Raw genomic sequence first — 19,219 nt, forward strand, 5'->3', positions numbered from 1 at the left:
CTACTCCTTGCGCCACGCTTAGCGCGACGACATTAATTTGTTACCGGCTTGCGCCAAAGTCTCTGCAGTTTTCATCATCCGCACCTGCATTTCAAAGTTACGTGTTAGCGACATCACATTCAGCAGCTCATCAATCGCTGATACGTTGCTGCCTTCGATATGCTCTGGCGCCAGCTGCACAGTTTGGTCAACCTCAAATGGGTTGCCATCAACGCTATGAAGTAAGCTATCGCTCTCTTTCTGCAGTTGAGTGGTTTCCGGCTTCACCAACTTCAACGTGCCTACTTCAAGCTCAGCACCACCGCCCGGAGGGACGACAGAAATACGACCACGTTCGCTGATTTCAACTTTCTGATAATCTGGCAGAACCAAAGGGCCACCTTCACCGATAACCGCGAAGCCATTAATAGATAAAGCGCCAAAAGGATCGACTTTGATGTTACCTGCGCGGGTATAGGCTTCTTGGCCATCAGCCGTCTGAACGGTCAGATAGCCTTCCCCCATAACGGCAACGTCCAATGCACGCCCCGTTTTAACGATGTCTCCTTCATCAAAACGAGTAGACGCAGAATTGGTCACCACCATAGTACGGCCATCAAAACCTGATCCCTGAAGCTGAACACTCGAGACACGCTCCATGTCAGCACGAAAACCAGTGGTATCCGCATTGGATAAGTTGTTTGAACGAACATGCTGAGCCTTGAGTACTCGACTCGCGCCAGATGTTGCAGTGAATAGCAAACTGTCCATATCAGGCTCCGTTAGATTGCGTTAAACAACGCCTGAGTCAGTTTGTCATTGGTCGAAATGGTTTTTGCATTCGCCTGATAGTTGCGCTGTGCTGTCATCAGATTGACCAACTCGCTTGTCAGATCGACGTTTGAACCTTCTAGCGCTCCCGGTGTTAGATCACCCAAAGTGCCAGAACCTGGAACACCCATTACTGGCGCGCCTGAGCTGAAACTTTGAGTCCAGGCTGTCCCGCTGACTTTTGAGAGGCCTTGAGGGTTAGCAAAATCCGCCAGCACAACTTGACCCTGCAATTGGGACTGACCGTTAGTGTATGTGGCGTAAACCATGCCGTTGTCTTCTACGCGAACACCCGCGAGTTCACCCGATGTGTAACCATTCGGATTGTTAGTACTGACACCAAAGCCTGTGCCAAATTGAGTGCTGCCTGACAAGTCAATATCGATGCTCATTGGGTTCGCACCCGCCGCTGGGAACGAAACGTTATAAGCGCCTGATGGTGTCGCAATAGAGCCATCGGGGTTGAACGTCATTGCAACGGTTGACACTGCCGTTGCCCCGCTATCAACCTGAACATTCACTTCCCACGCGTTATCCGCCGTTTTGGTGAAATACTGAGTAACGGTATGCGGCTTACCTTGAGAGTCGTAAACTTTTGTCGTGTAAGAGGAGTTGAATGAATCAGTGTTGTTAGGGTCAAACGGGTTCACCGTCTGGTCAACAATCGAATTGGTTGCATCTAGGTTGGCGATGAACGCCATCTTGTCAGTCGCTTTAGCCGCCAATGAAGACGTCGAGATCTTAATATCGCCCGTGGCTCCCGTAAGTAGGTTGTTGTTTCCATCAACGCTGTAGCCTTGCAATTTAGCGCCCGTGTTACCGATGACGTAATTGTCTTTATCAGTGCCAAATACACCTGAACGGGTGTAAAGCAATTGCCCCGAGCTGTCTTTGGTCACAAAGAAGCCATTGCCATTGATCGCCAGATCCATTGCACGACCCGTTCCGCTCACCGAACCATTTTTATCAAAGTTTTGGGAGATGGAAGCGACCTCCACGCCGCCTGGCTGCATACCGTTGTAAACAGCTGCAAACTCAGTACGTGCTCCCTTGAATCCGTAAGTCGATGCGTTGGCAATATTGTGGCTGATGGTATTCAGCTCTTGGTTAGTCGCATCAAGGCCACTTAGGGCAATATTAAAACTCATAACTAAACCTCTTTATTCCTTATTGGTTAAGCACCAAACTGAGTGATTTGATAGAAAGGTACGCTGCCAACACCTGCGATGTTGACGAACGCTGCGCCGCCTGAGCTTGGAATACGAACTTGCTCAACCTGACCGGCTAAAAGAATGTTTGGAGCTGATTGCCCCTCCTGCACCTGAACCGATACCTTGTACTTGCCAGGTTTAAGCTCAAGCTCTTCAGGATTGATACTGAATTCAACATCTCCCGCGGGATGAGCGCCTAAAGGCACTTTACGCGATTGACCAAACTCATCTGTGACAACCAAATTGACTTGGCTTGAAGGGTGTTGAAGTTCAATTTTTCCGCCTTGAACCGCGTCACTCATTTCGAATTCATTGCCAGACACATAAACCGTCTGACCTACCAGCCCGGCCGTAGACAGAACTTGCATGTTATCGAGCAAAACCATGCTGTTTTGCATCATTGAAGCCATGTTCTCTGTACTTTGTACCTGAGAGAACTGTGCCAATTGACTGACATACTCAGTGCCATCAAGTGGGTTGAGAGGATCCTGGTTTTGGATCTGCGCGACCATCAAGCTGATGAATTCGTTTTCCAGAGACGTAGCACTATTGGCATCCTGTGGATTGCCTGTCACCGATGATGCATTTGTCCCTGAAGCGACTGGTGTATCAGAAGATAAAGCGTTGTAAGAAGCGATGCTCATTAGCTGCCCTGCCCTAGTCTAAGCAGGCCTTGCTGCATACTTTTTACATTGCTCAGCACTTCAACATTAGTCTCGAAGCTACGGGTGGCTGACATCATATCTGCCATCTCAGACACCACATCGATATCTGGGTAGTAAACATACCCCTCGTCGTTAGCCAGCGGGTTACTCGGCTCAAAGCGTTTTTCCGCCTGAGCTGCACTTTGGACAACATCAACAATTCTCACCTCAGCATTTGGGTAACTTTCTTTACTCGCTGACAACTGAGTTTTGCTGTACACCGTTGCGAACACAGGTTTTAGCGCCTTGTAGGCGTCATCTGGATTGGCAGAGACGGCATCTGCGTTAGCAAGGTTACTCGCCACCGTGTTTAAACGTACTGTCTGAGCATTCATTGCTGAGCCAGCAATCGAGTAAATATCGGTAAATGACATGATTATCGTCCCTCTATCACTTTCGCCAGTCCTTGAAACTTCATATTCAAGAAGGTCAGGCTGGTCTGAAAGTCCATGTTGTTTTGTGTGAATTTGCCTTGTTCAACCCCCAGCTCGACCGTATTGCCGTCTTTGCTGTTTTGATAAGGGATCGAGTACATAGAAGAGACCTGCAGTTTCGGCACGGAGTTGTTCACTCCATGAGGTGATAACTGATTCATTACCGTGGTAAAACTCAGGTCCTTCGCCAAGTAACCCGGGGTATCAACATTTGCTAGGTTACTGGCAAGGACTTTGGTACGCTGAACCCGAAAATTCAGCGCATCAGGGTGAACACCTAACGCACTTTCAAATGAAATTGCCATGTCTCTTTCCTTTAAAGTCGACTCGAATAAGGATGAATAAGACAAGATGCATGCCACAAAAATAACAAAACAAAATCAATGACTTACAAAAAAGAAAGGAAATGTCATTTCCGCATTACGGAAGTATTAAAAAGCCAGAGGAACCGAATTCTTTCCCCTCTATATTGGGCAGCATTGATCAGTGCCATGCTATCCAGCCAAGGCGTATTAAGCCGTGAAAATACCAGTGCCAAGCAGGCTATTATTCAGGCCGTTGAAACTCACTTTAAACAGCAGGTCCAAGCTCAAGCCAACAGCAGAAACTGGGGAGACTATCAACTCGATTATGATCTTCGCGTCCCTGATGCTGCCAAGCACCTGCCTATGTGCCCAAAACCACTAAGTATTGCTGGTATCGATAACAAAACACTCCCTGTCGGTAACCTAAAACGGTCTGTTAGCTGCGATGTACCTTCCGTGGAATGGCGAATCAATGTCACCATCAAATCAGCACTGACTCTCAAGATGGTCGTGACCAAAACAGGCATCAATCGAGACCAAGCGATTTCACCCATGAACCTTAAGCTTGAAAAGAGAACCCTGAGTCGGGAGCAAGATTTCTTTACCCAGCTCTCTCAAGTCTCCGGCATGGTTGCCTCTAGGCGCATACGCTCAGGCCAGATATTAGATCCAAGAAAATTAGCGTCCACGCCTTTGGTCGCGAAAGGTAATCAAGTGGTGATAACCGCCTCCAAAGACGGATTTACTGCATCCACCAAAGGTGTCGCCCTTGAGCAAGGAACGCGTGGTGAACAAATTGATGTTCAGAACAGTTCTTCAGGAAAAGTCATTAAAGCGGTGGTCACTGGACTGAATCAGGTACAGACCCAATTCTGATTTTTGGACTCCGGTTATCATTTTCGCTGTTTATGACTCGTAAAGAGATAATCATTTCAGGTAGATATAAAAAAGTGATTACTTTGACTTAATGTTTCGCGCATCATGGTCGCACTTAACCTGTAACCACGATGACTAAGGAACCCATTGATGAAAATCGACAAAGTTGCAGGCGGCCACGTACCTCAAACCAGCCTAAACCAAGCTTCTAAGAAACCCGCACAATCTTCGACTGCTCAACCGATTTCAGAAGCCATGGTCAACACCAATACTGCTGCAATCGATAAAGCACAGGCAGAAATGCAATCACTGCCTAACGTAGATATGGAAAAGGTGGAACAAGTCCGTAATGCACTGGTAAAAGGAGAGTTAGCACTGGATACCAAAGCGCTATCTCAAGCGGTTCTTCAATTCCATACTGGTCACGAGTAACGCAGGCTGGAGTTCAATATGGCATCTGAAACCTCTCGCGTGATTCAGCGTTTTCTCGCCTCCATAGGCGATGACATCAAGTCGTATCGCCAATTAGCGACACTGTTGCAAGAGCAAAAATCGCTGTATCTGTCTTTTGATGCAGCGAAGCTCAATCAAAATCTTGCCGAGCAAAAACCATTGCTTAAAAAGCTTGATCAACATGCCAGTGAACGTAGCCAGGCCATGAAAGCTTTACGGCTGACTAGCGATCAAGCCGGTATTAGCAAACTTTTTTCTGTATTACCGCCGTCGTTATCAAATAAAGTTCATGCACAATGGCGTGAGCTAGAATCTCTGGTGAAACACTGTCATGCTCTCAATCAAGAGAATGGTCAAAGCTCTGCCAGCTTCCATGAGCTGATGTCCCAGATCACTCAGCCAAGCCAAGATACCTATGAAGAGCAGCCATCGTTGAGATGATCAATGTTCGCAGTGGTTGGAAAGGGGCATTGGGCAAGCTCTTGTCGGTTTATCTTTGTACTGTATACCCTCTCAAGGCCTCACCTTTACCTACTGAATTTGAGCAAGAATTGGCAATTCTGACTCCCTATAAAAAACACATCGAGCAACGTTTAACAGTTAATCGACCTCTAATACAGGATATCGCTCAGCAGTTGTCATCACACTCTTTGCCACTACAACTCATATTGCTGCCCATGCTTGAGTCCTCCTATGATCCTAGCGCTATTTCTCACGCCAATGCAGCAGGGTTATGGCAACTTATGCCAGCCACAGCACAGCGTTTCGGCCTTAAAGTTGATGCCAGCCAAGATCAACGATTTGACATTCAAACCAGTACGAAGGCAGCTATTGAATATTTGGCGTTTTTGCACAATAAGTTTGATGATTTGGCACTCACCCTTGCCGCCTACAATGCGGGCGAAGGCCGAGTATCCAGGGCTATAAAACAAGCTGGCAGCAGACAATTCTCAACACTCGCTCTTCCTTTGGAAACAACGCAATATGTGCATCGATTTTATGCCCTGCGCAGCTTGATTCCGCTAGAAAAACTATTAGGCCAGCAGCCTAATTCACTGTTTTTATTTGGAGAGTTAAGCCGATCACCGCTTATCGATCTTTCTCCTCTGCCACCACTCATCACTTTGTAAATACTCAGAGCTTCATCTGACAGTTTATTAAATCCGTCTGCTTTTTTATTCTCTCAAGCTATTAACAGGCTAACTTTAATATCTAAGAGCTCTAAAAATCCCCCTACTTTATGACGGTTTTTACAGGTTTAAGCACGAATTTACTCCGAGATCGAGAATATCCCGTATAATTTTCATTCAACAATACAAAACCCTAGCTTTACTTGGTTGTTATTGACTCAGCAAAGCAGGATAATATCGGGATCGGATTCTCTTAAATATATAATTATGACCGAATATCTTTTGTTGCTGGTCGGCACAGTGCTGGTCAACAACTTTGTACTGGTAAAGTTTTTGGGCTTATGTCCATTTATGGGTGTTTCCAAGAAACTGGAAACCGCAATCGGAATGGGGTTGGCAACTACGTTTGTCCTAACCTTAGCTTCAGTGTGCTCGTATCTTGTTGAAAGCTATATCCTAGAGCCTTTGGGGCTAGAATATTTGCGTACCATGAGCTTTATTTTGGTAATCGCCGTGGTGGTTCAGTTCACCGAAATGGTGGTGCATAAAACCAGCCCAACACTCTACCGTCTGCTAGGGATTTTCCTACCGCTGATCACAACCAACTGTGCAGTACTAGGGGTCGCCCTACTTAATATCAACGAAAACCACAATTTCATCGAATCCATTATTTATGGATTTGGTGCAGCGGTCGGTTTCTCACTGGTGCTAATCCTCTTTGCATCCATGCGTGAGCGTATCGCAGCGGCAGATGTGCCTGCGCCATTCAAAGGGGCATCGATCGCAATGATCACCGCCGGCCTGATGTCGCTAGCCTTCATGGGCTTTACTGGACTGGTGAAATTGTAATGAGCGCGATTCTTATTGCTGTATTGGCCCTAGCAGCACTCGCTGCCCTATTTGGCGCCATATTAGGCTTTGCCTCGATCCGCTTTAAAGTGGAAGCGGATCCGATTGTTGACCAGATTGATAACATTTTACCTCAGACTCAGTGTGGCCAGTGTGGCTACCCTGGGTGTCGCCCTTATGCAGAAGCAATTGCCAATGGCGACGAGATCAACAAATGTCCCCCGGGCGGTCAGGCCACCATCGAAAAGCTGGCTGACCTTATGGGCGTTGAAGCAACAGATTCGGCTCACGATCTGGATAATAATGTCAAAACCGTCGCATTTATTCACGAGGACATGTGCATTGGTTGCACTAAGTGTATTCAGGCTTGTCCGGTTGATGCGATAGTTGGCGGTACAAAAGCCCTTCATACGGTGATCAAAGACGAATGCACCGGTTGTGACCTGTGTGTCGCACCTTGCCCAACGGACTGTATTGAAATGATTCCTGTAGAAACCACTACAGCGAGCTGGAAGTGGCAACTGGACGCCATTCCTGTTGTTGATATTACCGATTCTGCCAAGCCGCAGAATGGCGTGAATTAAGGACTGGTATGCTGTCACTCATCGAACAAATTAAGTCAGGCGCACTTTGGGATTTTCCTGGGGGTGTCCACCCAGCGGAAAACAAAAAACAATCCACCAAGAGTCAGGTTGCTAGGGCAAGTATTCCACAAGAAATCGTTCTGCCCGTAAAGCAGCACATTGGTAAACCGGGCTCGATCACCGTAGAAGTTGGCGAGCAGGTACTCAAAGGTCAGCCGCTGACCAAGTACGATACTAGCTTCATGCTACCGGTTCATGCACCAACATCAGGTAAAATTACCGCGATTGAACCTCGCACCACCGCGCATCCATCCGGTCTAGCTGAAACTTGTATCGTCATTTCTCCAGATGGCGAAGATCGCTGGATTGAACGTAAAACCCAGAACGACTTTACCCAATCGACACCGGACGAATTGATTGAGATTATTCGTCAAGCTGGCGTATCCGGTATGGGCGGTGCTGGCTTTCCAACCGCAAAGAAGATCCAAGCAGGACTCGCTCGTACTGAAATCCTGATTGTTAATGCGGCCGAATGTGAACCTTACATCACCGCTGATGACATGTTGATGCAAGAAAATGCTGATGAAATCATCAAGGGCATCGAGATTGTTGAACATATCTTAAAGCCTAAGCTGACTATTATCGGCATTGAGGATAACAAACCTCAAGCCATCAAAGCTTTAGAACAAGCCGCACAGCACAAAGACATCATCATTCGCGTCATTCCCACTAAATACCCATCAGGTGGCGAGAAGCAACTGATAAAAATTCTGACTAACAAAGAAGTACCGGCGAATAACATTCCGGCTGATATTGGTCTACTAGTGCAAAATGTCGGTTCACTGCAGGCCATCAAGCGTGCTGTGTGTGACGGCGAACCGCTGATAGAGCGTATTGTTACCCTGACGGGGAACACGTTTAAGCAACCACGTAATGTCAAAGCATTGATCGGGACCCCTGTACAATCGCTGCTTGATGAATTTGGCTACAAAGCCGATAAAAAACTGCCGCGCCTAATCATGGGCGGTCCGATGATGGGCTTTACGCTTCCGCATGCCAACGTGCCTATAACCAAAACGGCTAACTGTATTCTCGCCCCAACTCGTAGAGAAATCTCACCAAATCAGTACGAAATGGCCTGTATTCGCTGTGGCCAATGTGCTGAGGCCTGCCCGGCATCTCTACTACCTCAGCAGCTTCAATGGCACGCAAAAGCAGAGGAATACGACAAATGCGAAGAGCTCAACCTTAAAGATTGTATCGAATGTGGTGCCTGTGCCTTTGTTTGCCCAAGTGAAATCCCACTGGTGCAATACTACCGCCAAGCCAAAGCCGAAATACGTACTCGTAAAGAAGAGTCCGAAGCCGCTGAACGCGCTAAAATCCGCTTTGAAGAGAAAAAAGCGCGACTTGAACGTGATAAAGCAGAACGCGAAAATCGATTTAAGAAAGCGGCCGATGATCGTCGCAAAGATATGAAGAAAACCGGTGGCGATGATGCTATTGCTGCTGCCATTGCGCGTGTAAAAGCGCAGAAATCTGAATCGAAGTCGGATGAGCCTGCAGTGAAACCTGCAGTAGCTGCCGCAATCGCTAAAGCAAAAGCCAAGCAAGCGGCTGCAATGCAAGCAGGCGACACGGAACCAGACAACTCAGAAATGGCAAAATTGCGTGAAGAGCGCAAACGTCAGGCAAGAGAGAAAAAAGCTCAGAAGAATCAAGATGCCACGCCAGCCACTTCATCCGATGATAAGAAAGATGCGGTTGCAGCTGCTATTGCTCGTGCTAAAGCACGTAAAGCGCAGCAAGAAGGCAAACCGGAACCCGTCACCGCAGAGCCAGAAAACACCGAAGCAGCCGCAGAAGACCCGAAGAAAGCTGCGGTGGCTGCCGCTATTGCTCGTGCCAAAGAACGCAAAGCGCAGCAAGAAGGCAAACCGGAACCCGTCACGGCAGAGCCTGAAAACACCCAAGCAGCCGCAGAAGACCCGAAGAAAGCTGCGGTGGCTGCTGCTATTGCTCGTGCCAAAGCTCGTAAAGCGCAGCAAGAAGGTCAGTCAGAATCCGTCACTGCCGAGCCAGAAAATACCGAAGCGGCTGCAGAGGATCCAAAGAAGGCTGCGGTGGCTGCTGCTATTGCTCGAGCTAAAGCACGCAAAGCGCAGCAAGAAGGCAAACCGGAACTCGTCACGGCAGAGCCTGAAAACACCCAAGCAGCCGCAGAAGACCCGAAGAAAGCTGCGGTGGCTGCTGCTATTGCTCGAGCTAAAGCACGCAAAGCGCAGCAGGAAGGTAAGCCGGAACCCGTCACCGCTGAACCGGAAAACGCTCAAGCTTCCGAAGAGGATCCAAAGAAAGCCGCCGTCGCGGCCGCTATCGCACGCGCCAAAGCACGCAAGGCTGAACGCGAACAGAACAATAAATTTGAGGAGAACGAGTAGTGGCCTTTTTCATTGCCAGCTCACCCCACGCTCATAGTCGCAGGAGCACACCCAACTTAATGAAATGGGTGGCACTATGTGCTTTACCCGGATTATTTGCTCAAACTTACTTTTTTGGTTGGGGAACGTTAATTCAACTTGGCTTTGCCATCATTCTTGGGCTTTTGCTTGAAGCTGGTGTCATGTTGGTTCGCAAGCGTCATCCTATGTCCGCTTTACGGGATAATAGCGCAATTGTTACGGCTTGGTTGCTTGCTGTGGCTATTCCTCCTCTATCCCCTTGGTGGCTAATTACTATTGGCTTAATTTTCGCTATTTTGATTGCTAAACACCTCTATGGCGGTATTGGGCAGAACCTGTTTAACCCAGCAATGGTCGCTTACGTTGTACTCTTGACCTCTTTCCCAGTACAGATGACCAGTTGGATTTCACCGATGGAACTTCAACCGACAGCTGTATCTTTCGGTGATGCTTTTTCGCTGATTTTTGCAGGATTTAACCTTGATGGCCTATCACTCCAGCAGATCCGAACAGGTGTTGATGGCGTCACCATGGCCACGCCACTAGACGCGTTCAAAACGGCATTGCGTACAGGTAACACTGCTGCGGAAGTTCTCCGCCAGCCTCAGTTCAGTGGTTTAGCCGGTATTGGTTGGGAATGGGTGAATCTGGCTTATCTCGCAGGTGGACTGGTACTTATCAAATTGAAAGTCATTAACTGGCACATCCCTGTTAGCTTCCTTGTCGGTTTGACAGTAATGAGCGGCCTATTTGCTATCGTTACTCCAGCAGAGACAGCATCCCCACTACTCCACTTGCTATCAGGTGCTACCATGCTGGGTGCCTTTTTTATTGCCACCGATCCTGTCTCTGCATCCACCACGGTGAAAGGTAGGCTGATTTTCGGAGCTTTTATTGGCGCAATGGTTTTCATCATCCGTAGTTGGGGCGGTTTCCCTGATGGCGTCGCTTTCGCTGTGCTGCTTGGTAACATGTGTGTGCCTTTGATCGATTACTACACCAAACCTAGAACGTACGGGCACTAAGGAGCAATATGTTAAACGCGATTCGCAAGAACGGTGTAATACTCGCGATTTTCGCCTGTGCTTCAACAGGTGTCGTCGCCCTCACTCACTACTTAACTAAAGAGCAGATCCGTCAACAGGAGCAAGCCCAGTTGTTGTCTGTGCTCAATCAAGTGATTCCACAACAAATGCATGACAACAGCTTGTATAAGTCCTGCACCATGGTCACAGATCCTGCACTTGGTACGGATACTCCAATGCCTGTTTATATGGCGAGCAAGAATGACGAACCCACCGCATTGGCAATCGAGTCCATTGCGCCGGACGGTTATAACGGAGCGATCAAAATTATCGTCGGTATTAAACAAGACGGTACAGTGCTAGGTTCACGGGTACTGGCTCATCAGGAAACGCCGGGGTTAGGCGATAAAATCGACTTGCGTGTCACTGATTGGATTCTGAGTTTTGCTGGTAAAAAACTCACACCTGAAAATGAAGCTGACTGGAAGGTGCGCAAAGATGGTGGCCAATTCGATCAATTTACTGGTGCGACAATTACCCCAAGAGCAGTCGTCAAAGCGGTCAAAAATACCGTACAATTTGTAAACGATAATCGCGCACAAATCCAGAACCAACCACTTAATTGTGGAGGCAACAATGAGTGAACACAAAACACTGATTAAAAATGGTATGTGGGACAACAACCCCGCACTGGTTCAGCTACTAGGCCTCTGTCCATTGTTGGCAGTCTCTTCAACCGTAACCAATGCTTTAGGTTTGGGTATCGCCACTTTGCTGGTATTAGTAGGGTCCAACGTCACTGTATCTTTAGTGCGTGACTATGTGCCAAAAGAAGTACGTATCCCCGTCTTCGTGATGATCATTGCCGCTCTGGTGACTTGTGTTCAACTGCTGATGAACGCATACGCTTACGGCCTCTATCTCTCTTTGGGCATTTTCATTCCTCTTATCGTGACCAACTGTATTATCATCGGTCGTGCTGAAGCTTTTGCCTCTAAAAATGCCTTATTACCCTCGGCTCAGGATGGTTTCTGGATGGGCCTCGGAATGACTAGTGTTCTGGTCGTTTTAGGTGCGATGCGTGAAGTGATCGGCAATGGTACCTTATTTGATGGCGCTGACCTGTTGCTTGGCAGCTGGGCAAGTGCCCTGCGCATTGAAATATTCCAGTTTGATAATAGTTTTCTGCTGGCACTTCTTCCACCCGGAGCTTTTATTGGCGTTGGGTTACTCATCGCACTGAAAAACATCATAGATAAACAGCTAGAAGCTCGTCAGCCAAAACAAGAAAAACCGACCATTGAACGCGCTCGCGTCACGAATCAGTAATGTCTGGTCTACACACTGGAAAGCCGCTTCAAAATGAATAAAGAAAAACGAGTACAAATACTGGAACGTCTAAGGGCAAACAACCCTAACCCTCAGACTGAGCTCAACTGGAGTACCCCTTTCGAACTCTTAATTGCCGTGCTCTTATCCGCTCAGGCAACAGATGTGAGTGTCAACAAAGCAACCGACAAGCTTTATCCGGTTGCGAATACGCCACAAGGAATATTCGATTTGGGCGTTGATGGCGTCAAAGAATACATAAAGACCATTGGTCTGTTTAACTCAAAAGCGGAAAACGTCATCAAGACTTGCCGTATTCTGCTGGATAAACACAATGGCGAAGTCCCTGAAGATCGAGCCGCATTGGAAGCTCTACCTGGCGTCGGTCGCAAGACTGCCAATGTGGTACTGAATACCGCTTTCGGCTGGCCAACTATTGCTGTAGACACGCATATCTTCCGTGTCTCTAACCGCACTAAGTTCGCGATGGGCAAAAATGTCGATCAGGTGGAAGAGAAGTTACTCAAAGTCGTACCCAAAGAATTCAAACTCGATGTACATCATTGGTTGATTCTTCATGGGCGCTACACCTGTGTTGCACGCAAGCCGCGCTGCGGTAGCTGTATCATTGAAGATTTGTGTGAGTTTAAAGAGAAAGTTTACCCAGAAAACTAGGAGAGCAAAGCAATGTCAAACGGGCGTATTTTACACACCATGCTACGAGTGGGTGATTTAGAAAAGTCGATCAAGTTTTACACAGAAGTAATGGGAATGCAGTTGCTGCGTACCAATGAAAATAAAGAGTATGAATACACTCTCGCTTTCTTGGGTTACGGTGATGAATCTCAAGGGGCAGTCATTGAACTGACTTACAACTGGGGTACCACAGAGTACGATCTGGGCAGTGCGTTTGGCCATATCGCGATTGGTGTCGAAGACATCTACCAAACTTGTGATGCGATCAAAGCAGCTGGCGGCAATGTGACTCGCGAACCGGGCCCTGTCAAGGGAGGCACGACTCACATTGCTTTCGTCAAAGACCCTGACGGCTATATGCTCGAGCTAATCCAAAACAAACAAGCATCTGCTGGCCTTGAAGGGTGATCACCTCCAATACTGACTCGATAGGGTGACACTCTGTTACCCTATTATTTTTCACTTTACATGATAATGGTTATCATTTAATCTCCAGATATTGTGAACTTGGAGAGTGAGAAAACAATGGGCGTCGCCGAGTGGGAAAAACACACGTTACTGGCTGATATCGCAATGAATGATGCTGATCATCTGCGTAGCATTCTTCACTACCAACAAGCGTTAACATTAAGCGAACGAATTAGTGACTCAAGTGAGATCGACGTTGAAGAGCGCCTGATGATTTCAGTGATTTCCTGCCATAATATGGCTTCGTTTTGGCGCACGATGGGCGATACCAAGTATGAACTGAAATATCTTCAACTTGCTTCCGAAAAGGTGCTGACACTAGTACCGCAATGTCCAAACCACCATTGTGATGCCTTTGTCGACTCTATGGGTTGCTGTAAAAAAGCATTGATTGAGTTCATGAAAAGACACCCAAACCCCAAAATAGCCAAACTTGTTCAGGACATAGACACCGCCACTAACTGTAATCTCATTGCAAGGTTTCGTCTAAATTAAACCTGCGTCCGCCCCAGTGATATCACAACTCGACGGTTTTTATCTTTGCCTATTGGTGAAGAATTGTCATCGACAGGGCGACGACGGCCATAGCCTTGAACCTGAATTCGGTCTTCTGGTAAACCTAAAGATTTAAAGTAGTCACGTAATACTTCAGCACGCTGCTCTGATAAGTTTTGGCTAGCACTTTTACTTTCATCATTGGCAGTGTAAGTCGACACCAAAACTAAATCGATATCTTGGTTATGACGAATGTATTCGGCAATCTGCGCCAAACGTTTTTGTGACGCTTTGTTCAGCTGCACACTTGAACGGTCATAATGCAAAATAGTAAAAGCAATGTCTTCAAAGCTATACGGCAATAAGTTGGCGATACAATCGCTAAATGCATTGTAGGAACGCTGAAATAACACGGAAGATAATGCCACTTCTATGCGCTGATCACGGCTTTGCCATTCCTGATAACTGAAAGTGGGATAGCGCCCTTTCTCCAATTCAGTCAGAATACTCCACGCTGTTTGTCCACCGACATAACCATCAAATTGCTGAAAAAAGCGAATATTGGTGATACGCTCCGAGCTGTCACCAGGGCGCCAGACTGGAGGCATAGATACCAACGAAACATCACGGGTTTTACCCATTGGACGTTTCATCTTCAATTCGAAATCAAGATTGATTTTTTTGCTGGCATGAGAAGAAAATACTGCGTCACCATAATTTGGAATCGGATGTACCATTCGACACTCCAGTGGCGTGTTTGCAATCATCTGCCACTGCGATTGCTGAGGCTTAGCAACATAGCGAACATCCATTGCCGATACTGAACTGGCAATAGAGGTAAATAGTAACGTTAAGCTAGTGGCTAACAGTCTCTTCATGGGGTACGGATTCTCTTACTCAATACGGCGCAAAGTTGCCGCTAATACTTCTACAACACTTAGGAATGCAAAAACCTCGCCAAAAAGTCTAAGCATATTTTCACACCTATCAATAAGCATTGAGCATTATTAATTCGCCAATCCGGTTTGTCTTACCTTGAGAATCTGCAATAATGCTGCCCTTGTCACATAATACTAGGCCAACATGACTGTAGAAAACGAAGCATTGACGCTCAAAAAACGATTTCGTGGCTATTTCCCTGTCGTTATTGATGTAGAAACAGCAGGTTTTAACGCTAAAACGGATGCACTGTTAGAAATCTGTGCCGTCACTCTGAAAATGGACGAAAATGGCGATCTTCAGCCCGCTTCTACCATACATTTTCATGTTGAGCCTTTTGAAGGAGCAAACCTTGAGAAGGAAGCTCTGGATTTTAATGGCATTCGCGATCCTTTCAGTCCACTACGTGGTGCAATACCTGAATCCGAAGCCCTAAAAGAAATTTATAAGCTTGTGCGCAAAGAACAAAAAGCGGCCGATTGCAGCCGTGCAATTATCGTCGCTCATAACGCAACTTTCGATCATAACTTTGTGATGGCCGCCAGTGAGCGTAGCAAGCTAAAACGAGTCCCTTTCCACCCCTTTGCTACCTTTGACACTGCGACACTAAGCGGACTGGCTTATGGCCAAACTGTGTTAGCTAAAGCGTGCAAAGCTGCTGGGATGGAATTTGACAATAAAGAAGCCCACTCTGCCCTTTATGACACACAAAAAACGGCAGAACTCTTCTGCGGCATCGTCAACAAATGGAAAGCTCTGGGTGGCTGGCCACTTGCTGGTGAAAACATTGAAGACAATAACTAAAAAAGCAAACACAACAAACGAGTAAACTATGAATCCTGTTGTAATTTCAGTATGCATCATGCTGCTTCTCGCCCTGATGCGTGTGAATGTCGTCGTCGCTCTGACATTCAGTGCAATTGTTGGGGGCCTCGTTGCAGGTATGAGCCTCAATGATGCAGTTGCGGCATTTGAAAGCGGCCTTGGTGGAGGCGCAACGATTGCACTCAGCTACGCAATGCTGGGCACCTTTGCTGTTGCTATCTCCAAATCTGGTATCACCGATTTGCTAGCCAATAGCGTCATCAAACGTATCCACGGTAAAGAAAACGGCTCTGCTTCGACAGGTCTTAAGTACGCAGTGTTAATCGCACTGATCTTAGTGACCATGTCATCGCAAAACGTCGTACCTGTACATATCGCCTTCATCCCTATTCTTATCCCACCTCTGTTAGGCGTTTTTGCAAAATTGAAGCTTGACCGTCGTATGATTGCCTGTGTGCTGACATTCGGCCTCGTTACCCCTTATATGGTGCTTCCTGTCGGTTTTGGCGGTATCTTCCTTAACAACATCCTGCTAAAAAACCTCCACGATAACGGGTTAGAATCCGTTGTCGCCAGCCAAGTTCCAGTGGCTATGCTACTGCCGGCCGCCGGCATGATATTTGGCCTTCTGACCGCTATTTTCTTTAGCTACCGTCAACCTCGTGAGTATAAAGAAACGGAGCTGACGCATGTTGAAGAAAACACGCCTTCTATTAACAAAAAGAACATCCTAATCGCAGGTGCAGGTATCTTGGCTGCTCTTTCTGTTCAGTTAACAACAGGGTCAATGATCATTGGTGCGCTCGCAGGCTTTATGGTCTTCACTTTTGGCGGTGTGATCGCATGGAAAGAAACCCATGATGTGTTTACCAAAGGTGTGCATATGATGGCGATGATTGGTTTCATCATGATCGCTGCAGCAGGCTTCGCTGCCGTAATGAAGCAGACTGGTGGTGTCGAATCTTTGGTTGAAGCTTTGTCTACCAGCATTGGCGATAACAAACCGCTTGCGGCATTATTGATGCTCATCGTTGGCCTGTTAGTCACAATGGGTATCGGTTCTTCGTTCTCGACCATCCCAATCATAGCGACTATTTATGTTCCACTGGCAGCCGCATTCGGTTTCTCGCCAATGGCAACGATCGCTCTAGTTGGTACTGCTGCCGCCTTGGGTGATGCGGGTTCTCCAGCTTCTGATTCAACACTTGGTCCTACTTCTGGTCTCAATGCCGATGGTCAACATGAACACATTTGGGAAACTGTAGTCCCGACTTTCGTGCACTACAACATCCCATTGATTGTGTTTGGTTGGATTGCGGCAATGGTTCTCTAATCGAGCCCAAAGCAAAACAACAAACATAAAAAAAGCTGACTTTAAAAGTCAGCTTTTTATTGCTTATTTAGCGTAACTTCACTTCGCGTGTTTATCCACTACTGCTGATAGAACAGGCACCATATCTTTTAGCAACTCTTCTTCGACAGGCTTGCCAGAAGAGTCGGTAACGTTGATTGAAGTTCGGTTCCCTAAATCACCAAATAGGAAAGTATAAGTCCCTGAAGACAGGCCAATAGGTTTAACGCCAATTTCTGTCCAAAACTCATCATCTGGAGCCGCATATTTCGCTTTTACTGTACCTTGCGACTGACTACGTTCTTCAATAGTGAACCCCATTTCTGGCAGAAGCTTAGGCAAACGAGGCCATAATACATTGTAAGACGTGCGGGCGATGATCACCGGGAAGCCACTTCTGTCTGTCCCCATTGAAATTGGGATCTGTTTAACCAATTCTTCTGCACGACGAGCGGCTTCTTGGCGAATATCGAGATCATAACGCGCAGTGACTAAGTTAGTCATTAATGCGTTATAACGCTCTTTATTCGTAGCTGACACTGGTATTTGTTTGCCCGCTTCACGCCAGTCAATTAAGGAAATCTTAAATCCATAACGGTTATTGGCTTCTAGGCTAGTAATTTCGTAGCGAGAGCCAATTTCGGCATCTTCATCTTCCGATACCCAGCTAACCCAATCGGTTTCGATGCGGTTATCTGTCTGCTCACGAATTGAAATATTCTGCTCTTTCAGCATAGTCACAGCTGTCTGCCATACTTTATCCAACTCATCTTTACGCAACAGCCATAAAGTCACTTCACCGTTTTGACGCTCAGCTCGTGCGCCAGGAATCAGCTCAAGCACTTGCTGTGGTGGACGAATATCAACGTCACGCCCAGTTCCACCAGCAAACTCACCCTGAGGGATTTGGTAGTTGGTGTAAACACGTGGCTGAACACCTTCGATATTCTTCCATTCCGATAGTGGTGGGGTATTGAGATAGTCAAAATCGTCCTTAGCTTGACGACGTTGCGTTGCGTCCCCAGAGCAGGCACTTAAAACAAAAACAGCTAGCGAACTGACAACTAGCTGATGAGACAATTTCATTGAAACTCCTGATAATTAAATGCCGAAGCTCAGTGCTTCGGCAATTCATTCTGAATTAGTAAATACAAGCTTCTGTCATCGCCTGCGCCACAATAGGGCGAGCATTTTCAGACAGTTCTGTCAGCGGTAATCTTAAGTCACCATGAGCAATCAAGCCCATCTTATGCGCCGCCCACTTAACTGGGATTGGGCTGGACTCAACAAACAGATTCTTATGAAGCGGCATCAAGCGTTGGTTGATAATTTCGGCTTCTTCGTACTTGCCTTCAAGAGCAAGTTTCATCATTTTCGCCATATCGGCTGCCGCAATGTTATTCGTTACAGAAATCACACCTTGGCCACCTTGCTTAACAAAATCAAGGCCACTCGAATCATCACCACTTAGTAAGATAAAATCTTTGCCACAAAGTTCACGATGAATTGCAATTCTGCTTAAATCGCCCGTTGCGTCTTTCAGCGCCACGATATTATCGATTTCAGCAAGACGAGCAACGGTTTCCGGTAATAAATCCACTGCAGTACGACCTGGCACGTTATATAGGATTTGTGGAACATCACTCTCTTCCGCTATCGCTTTGTAATGCTGGTACAAACCTTCTTGGGTCGGTTTGTTGTAATACGGCGTCACACTCAGACAACCAGAGATGCCTGAGTTGTTAAGTAATCGGCTGAAAGTCACGGATTCATGTGTCGCATTTGCCCCCGTACCAGCAATGACAGGAATACGGCCATCGGCAAATTCTACAGTTTTGGTTACAACTTTGACATGCTCTTCCACAGTTAACGTTGCAGACTCACCAGTAGTGCCAACGGCCACAATTCCATCTGAGCCAGACTCAACGTGAAAATCCACAAGTTTTTTCAGGCTTACGTAATCTACTTCGCCATCATCATTAAACGGTGTAATTAACGCTACGATACTTCCTGAAAACATGTCTTTCTCCCTAATTTAGATACTTTCTGCATGGTACTGTAAGGCGATTGAAAAAGACAAGCGATTAAACCCGCTTAAATCACCTATTTGAATGAATATTTATCAGATGTTAGAACTTTGGCAACTTACGCCTTTTTAAAGGCCTGTTGTCAGCCTGAAGTTAGAAATATCAAGCTCTCCGACGAGCAGAAAAGCAAGCGGCGAAAATTGCGCCAGTTTTATCCATTGCGAACATTTTTCTCTTCGACAACTG

General features: G+C 46.8%; 23 protein-coding genes. 15 read left to right on the plus strand and 8 right to left on the minus strand.

Annotated elements, in window-relative coordinates:
- Positions 1–18 precede the first annotated feature (18 nt).
- Genes L1D15_RS10550 through flgB form a run of 5 tightly spaced genes read right to left on the minus strand, consistent with a single transcriptional unit; the run spans position 19 to position 3,464 of the window.
- Positions 19–750, minus strand: a complete 732-nt coding sequence (locus tag L1D15_RS10550; protein WP_239875560.1) for a flagellar basal body rod protein FlgF — start codon at positions 748–750, stop codon at positions 19–21.
- Between the two features lie 11 nt (positions 751–761).
- On the minus strand, positions 762–1,958 hold the full coding sequence (flgE, locus tag L1D15_RS10555; RefSeq protein ID WP_239875561.1) for a flagellar hook protein FlgE: 1,197 nt from the start codon (positions 1,956–1,958) through the stop codon (positions 762–764).
- A 26-nt stretch (positions 1,959–1,984) separates the two neighbouring features.
- Complete coding sequence (gene flgD / locus L1D15_RS10560; protein WP_239875562.1) at positions 1,985–2,665, minus strand: flagellar hook assembly protein FlgD; 681 nt, start codon at positions 2,663–2,665, stop codon at positions 1,985–1,987.
- Complete coding sequence (gene flgC, locus L1D15_RS10565; RefSeq protein WP_239838126.1) at positions 2,665–3,099, minus strand: flagellar basal body rod protein FlgC; 435 nt, start codon at positions 3,097–3,099, stop codon at positions 2,665–2,667. The genes flgD and flgC overlap by 1 nt, the downstream gene beginning before the upstream one ends.
- Before the next feature lie 2 nt (positions 3,100–3,101).
- Positions 3,102–3,464 carry a flagellar basal body rod protein FlgB gene (gene flgB, locus L1D15_RS10570; protein WP_239838125.1) on the minus strand — a complete coding sequence of 121 codons (363 nt, stop codon included), beginning with the start codon at positions 3,462–3,464 and terminating at the stop codon, positions 3,102–3,104.
- Between the two features lie 78 nt (positions 3,465–3,542).
- Here flgB and flgA point away from each other — a divergent pair, with 78 nt between their 5' ends.
- The 13 genes from flgA (at position 3,543) to L1D15_RS10635 (ending at position 13,831) form a co-directional block, all read left to right on the plus strand.
- On the plus strand, positions 3,543–4,340 hold the full coding sequence (gene flgA, locus L1D15_RS10575) for a flagellar basal body P-ring formation chaperone FlgA (protein ID WP_239875564.1): 798 nt from the start codon (positions 3,543–3,545) through the stop codon (positions 4,338–4,340).
- A gap of 150 nt (positions 4,341–4,490) precedes the next feature.
- Positions 4,491–4,772, plus strand: coding sequence for a flagellar biosynthesis anti-sigma factor FlgM (gene flgM / locus L1D15_RS10580; protein WP_239875566.1), 282 nt, complete (start codon positions 4,491–4,493; stop codon positions 4,770–4,772).
- Positions 4,773–4,790: 18 nt separating this feature from the next.
- Complete coding sequence (locus tag L1D15_RS10585; RefSeq protein ID WP_239875568.1) at positions 4,791–5,234, plus strand: flagellar protein FlgN; 444 nt, start codon at positions 4,791–4,793, stop codon at positions 5,232–5,234.
- The gene (locus L1D15_RS10590; protein ID WP_239875569.1) at positions 5,231–5,923 is read left to right on the plus strand and encodes a lytic transglycosylase domain-containing protein; all 693 of its coding nucleotides are present in this window, start codon (positions 5,231–5,233) and stop codon (positions 5,921–5,923) included. The genes L1D15_RS10585 and L1D15_RS10590 overlap by 4 nt, the downstream gene beginning before the upstream one ends.
- A gap of 267 nt (positions 5,924–6,190) precedes the next feature.
- Positions 6,191–6,772, plus strand: coding sequence for an electron transport complex subunit RsxA (gene rsxA, locus L1D15_RS10595; protein ID WP_006963066.1), 582 nt, complete (start codon positions 6,191–6,193; stop codon positions 6,770–6,772).
- Positions 6,772–7,356, plus strand: coding sequence for an electron transport complex subunit RsxB (rsxB, locus tag L1D15_RS10600; RefSeq protein ID WP_239865472.1), 585 nt, complete (start codon positions 6,772–6,774; stop codon positions 7,354–7,356). The genes rsxA and rsxB overlap by 1 nt, the downstream gene beginning before the upstream one ends.
- Positions 7,357–7,364: 8 nt before the next feature.
- On the plus strand, positions 7,365–9,797 hold the full coding sequence (gene rsxC, locus L1D15_RS10605; protein ID WP_239875571.1) for an electron transport complex subunit RsxC: 2,433 nt from the start codon (positions 7,365–7,367) through the stop codon (positions 9,795–9,797).
- On the plus strand, positions 9,797–10,843 hold the full coding sequence (rsxD, locus tag L1D15_RS10610) for an electron transport complex subunit RsxD (RefSeq protein WP_239875572.1): 1,047 nt from the start codon (positions 9,797–9,799) through the stop codon (positions 10,841–10,843). Before rsxC ends, rsxD begins: the two co-directional genes overlap by 1 nt.
- A gap of 8 nt (positions 10,844–10,851) precedes the next feature.
- Positions 10,852–11,487 carry an electron transport complex subunit RsxG gene (gene rsxG, locus L1D15_RS10615; RefSeq protein ID WP_239875573.1) on the plus strand — a complete coding sequence of 212 codons (636 nt, stop codon included), beginning with the start codon at positions 10,852–10,854 and terminating at the stop codon, positions 11,485–11,487.
- Positions 11,480–12,172, plus strand: coding sequence for an electron transport complex subunit E (locus L1D15_RS10620; RefSeq protein WP_239838116.1), 693 nt, complete (start codon positions 11,480–11,482; stop codon positions 12,170–12,172). Before rsxG ends, L1D15_RS10620 begins: the two co-directional genes overlap by 8 nt.
- A 33-nt stretch (positions 12,173–12,205) precedes the next feature.
- The gene (gene nth / locus L1D15_RS10625; protein WP_239865463.1) at positions 12,206–12,847 is read left to right on the plus strand and encodes an endonuclease III; all 642 of its coding nucleotides are present in this window, start codon (positions 12,206–12,208) and stop codon (positions 12,845–12,847) included.
- 12 nt (positions 12,848–12,859) lie between these two features.
- Positions 12,860–13,276: a lactoylglutathione lyase gene (gene gloA / locus L1D15_RS10630; protein ID WP_239838114.1), complete on the plus strand. Its 417-nt coding sequence runs from the start codon at positions 12,860–12,862 to the stop codon at positions 13,274–13,276.
- Positions 13,277–13,393: 117 nt separating this feature from the next.
- Entirely contained in the window at positions 13,394–13,831 is a 438-nt protein-coding gene (locus L1D15_RS10635) for a DUF2753 domain-containing protein (RefSeq protein WP_239865461.1), read from the plus strand.
- Here the strand turns inward: L1D15_RS10635 and L1D15_RS10640 are convergent.
- Positions 13,828–14,709, minus strand: coding sequence for an OmpA family protein (locus tag L1D15_RS10640; protein ID WP_239865459.1), 882 nt, complete (start codon positions 14,707–14,709; stop codon positions 13,828–13,830). The genes L1D15_RS10635 and L1D15_RS10640 overlap by 4 nt on opposite strands.
- A 205-nt stretch (positions 14,710–14,914) precedes the next feature.
- Here L1D15_RS10640 and rnt point away from each other — a divergent pair, with 205 nt between their 5' ends.
- Positions 14,915–15,574 carry a ribonuclease T gene (gene rnt, locus L1D15_RS10645; protein WP_239875575.1) on the plus strand — a complete coding sequence of 220 codons (660 nt, stop codon included), beginning with the start codon at positions 14,915–14,917 and terminating at the stop codon, positions 15,572–15,574.
- A gap of 28 nt (positions 15,575–15,602) precedes the next feature.
- Positions 15,603–16,928, plus strand: a complete 1,326-nt coding sequence (locus L1D15_RS10650) for a Na+/H+ antiporter family protein (protein WP_239838111.1) — start codon at positions 15,603–15,605, stop codon at positions 16,926–16,928.
- 78 nt (positions 16,929–17,006) lie between these two features.
- Here the strand turns inward: L1D15_RS10650 and bamC are convergent, their stop codons facing one another.
- Together bamC and dapA are read right to left on the minus strand one after the other, a co-directional pair.
- Complete coding sequence (gene bamC, locus L1D15_RS10655; RefSeq protein WP_239875577.1) at positions 17,007–18,032, minus strand: outer membrane protein assembly factor BamC; 1,026 nt, start codon at positions 18,030–18,032, stop codon at positions 17,007–17,009.
- A 55-nt stretch (positions 18,033–18,087) separates the two neighbouring features.
- On the minus strand, positions 18,088–18,966 hold the full coding sequence (gene dapA, locus L1D15_RS10660) for a 4-hydroxy-tetrahydrodipicolinate synthase (RefSeq protein WP_239865454.1): 879 nt from the start codon (positions 18,964–18,966) through the stop codon (positions 18,088–18,090).
- Positions 18,967–19,219 lie beyond the last annotated feature (253 nt).

Origin of the sequence: Vibrio sp. Isolate25 (assembly GCF_022398025.1) — a bacterium.
Lineage (GTDB): Bacteria > Pseudomonadota > Gammaproteobacteria > Enterobacterales > Vibrionaceae > Vibrio > Vibrio coralliilyticus_A.

Excerpts from the sequence above, each read along its gene's own strand:
- L1D15_RS10550 (WP_239875560.1), bottom strand. The coding sequence starts at position 750 with ATGGACAGTTTGCTATTCACTGCAACATCTGGCGCGAGTCGAGTACTC.
- flgE (WP_239875561.1), bottom strand. The coding sequence starts at position 1,958 with ATGAGTTTTAATATTGCCCTAAGTGGCCTTGATGCGACTAACCAAGAG.
- flgD (WP_239875562.1), bottom strand. The coding sequence starts at position 2,665 with ATGAGCATCGCTTCTTACAACGCTTTATCTTCTGATACACCAGTCGCT.
- flgC (WP_239838126.1), bottom strand. The coding sequence starts at position 3,099 with ATGTCATTTACCGATATTTACTCGATTGCTGGCTCAGCAATGAATGCT.
- flgB (WP_239838125.1), bottom strand. The coding sequence starts at position 3,464 with ATGGCAATTTCATTTGAAAGTGCGTTAGGTGTTCACCCTGATGCGCTG.
- flgA (WP_239875564.1), top strand. The coding sequence starts at position 3,543 with ATGACTTACAAAAAAGAAAGGAAATGTCATTTCCGCATTACGGAAGTA.
- flgM (WP_239875566.1), top strand. The coding sequence starts at position 4,491 with ATGAAAATCGACAAAGTTGCAGGCGGCCACGTACCTCAAACCAGCCTA.
- L1D15_RS10585 (WP_239875568.1), top strand. The coding sequence starts at position 4,791 with ATGGCATCTGAAACCTCTCGCGTGATTCAGCGTTTTCTCGCCTCCATA.
- L1D15_RS10590 (WP_239875569.1), top strand. The coding sequence starts at position 5,231 with ATGATCAATGTTCGCAGTGGTTGGAAAGGGGCATTGGGCAAGCTCTTG.
- rsxA (WP_006963066.1), top strand. The coding sequence starts at position 6,191 with ATGACCGAATATCTTTTGTTGCTGGTCGGCACAGTGCTGGTCAACAAC.
- rsxB (WP_239865472.1), top strand. The coding sequence starts at position 6,772 with ATGAGCGCGATTCTTATTGCTGTATTGGCCCTAGCAGCACTCGCTGCC.
- rsxC (WP_239875571.1), top strand. The coding sequence starts at position 7,365 with ATGCTGTCACTCATCGAACAAATTAAGTCAGGCGCACTTTGGGATTTT.
- rsxG (WP_239875573.1), top strand. The coding sequence starts at position 10,852 with ATGTTAAACGCGATTCGCAAGAACGGTGTAATACTCGCGATTTTCGCC.
- L1D15_RS10620 (WP_239838116.1), top strand. The coding sequence starts at position 11,480 with ATGAGTGAACACAAAACACTGATTAAAAATGGTATGTGGGACAACAAC.
- nth (WP_239865463.1), top strand. The coding sequence starts at position 12,206 with ATGAATAAAGAAAAACGAGTACAAATACTGGAACGTCTAAGGGCAAAC.
- gloA (WP_239838114.1), top strand. The coding sequence starts at position 12,860 with ATGTCAAACGGGCGTATTTTACACACCATGCTACGAGTGGGTGATTTA.
- L1D15_RS10635 (WP_239865461.1), top strand. The coding sequence starts at position 13,394 with ATGGGCGTCGCCGAGTGGGAAAAACACACGTTACTGGCTGATATCGCA.
- L1D15_RS10640 (WP_239865459.1), bottom strand. The coding sequence starts at position 14,709 with ATGAAGAGACTGTTAGCCACTAGCTTAACGTTACTATTTACCTCTATT.
- rnt (WP_239875575.1), top strand. The coding sequence starts at position 14,915 with ATGACTGTAGAAAACGAAGCATTGACGCTCAAAAAACGATTTCGTGGC.
- L1D15_RS10650 (WP_239838111.1), top strand. The coding sequence starts at position 15,603 with ATGAATCCTGTTGTAATTTCAGTATGCATCATGCTGCTTCTCGCCCTG.
- bamC (WP_239875577.1), bottom strand. The coding sequence starts at position 18,032 with ATGAAATTGTCTCATCAGCTAGTTGTCAGTTCGCTAGCTGTTTTTGTT.
- dapA (WP_239865454.1), bottom strand. The coding sequence starts at position 18,966 with ATGTTTTCAGGAAGTATCGTAGCGTTAATTACACCGTTTAATGATGAT.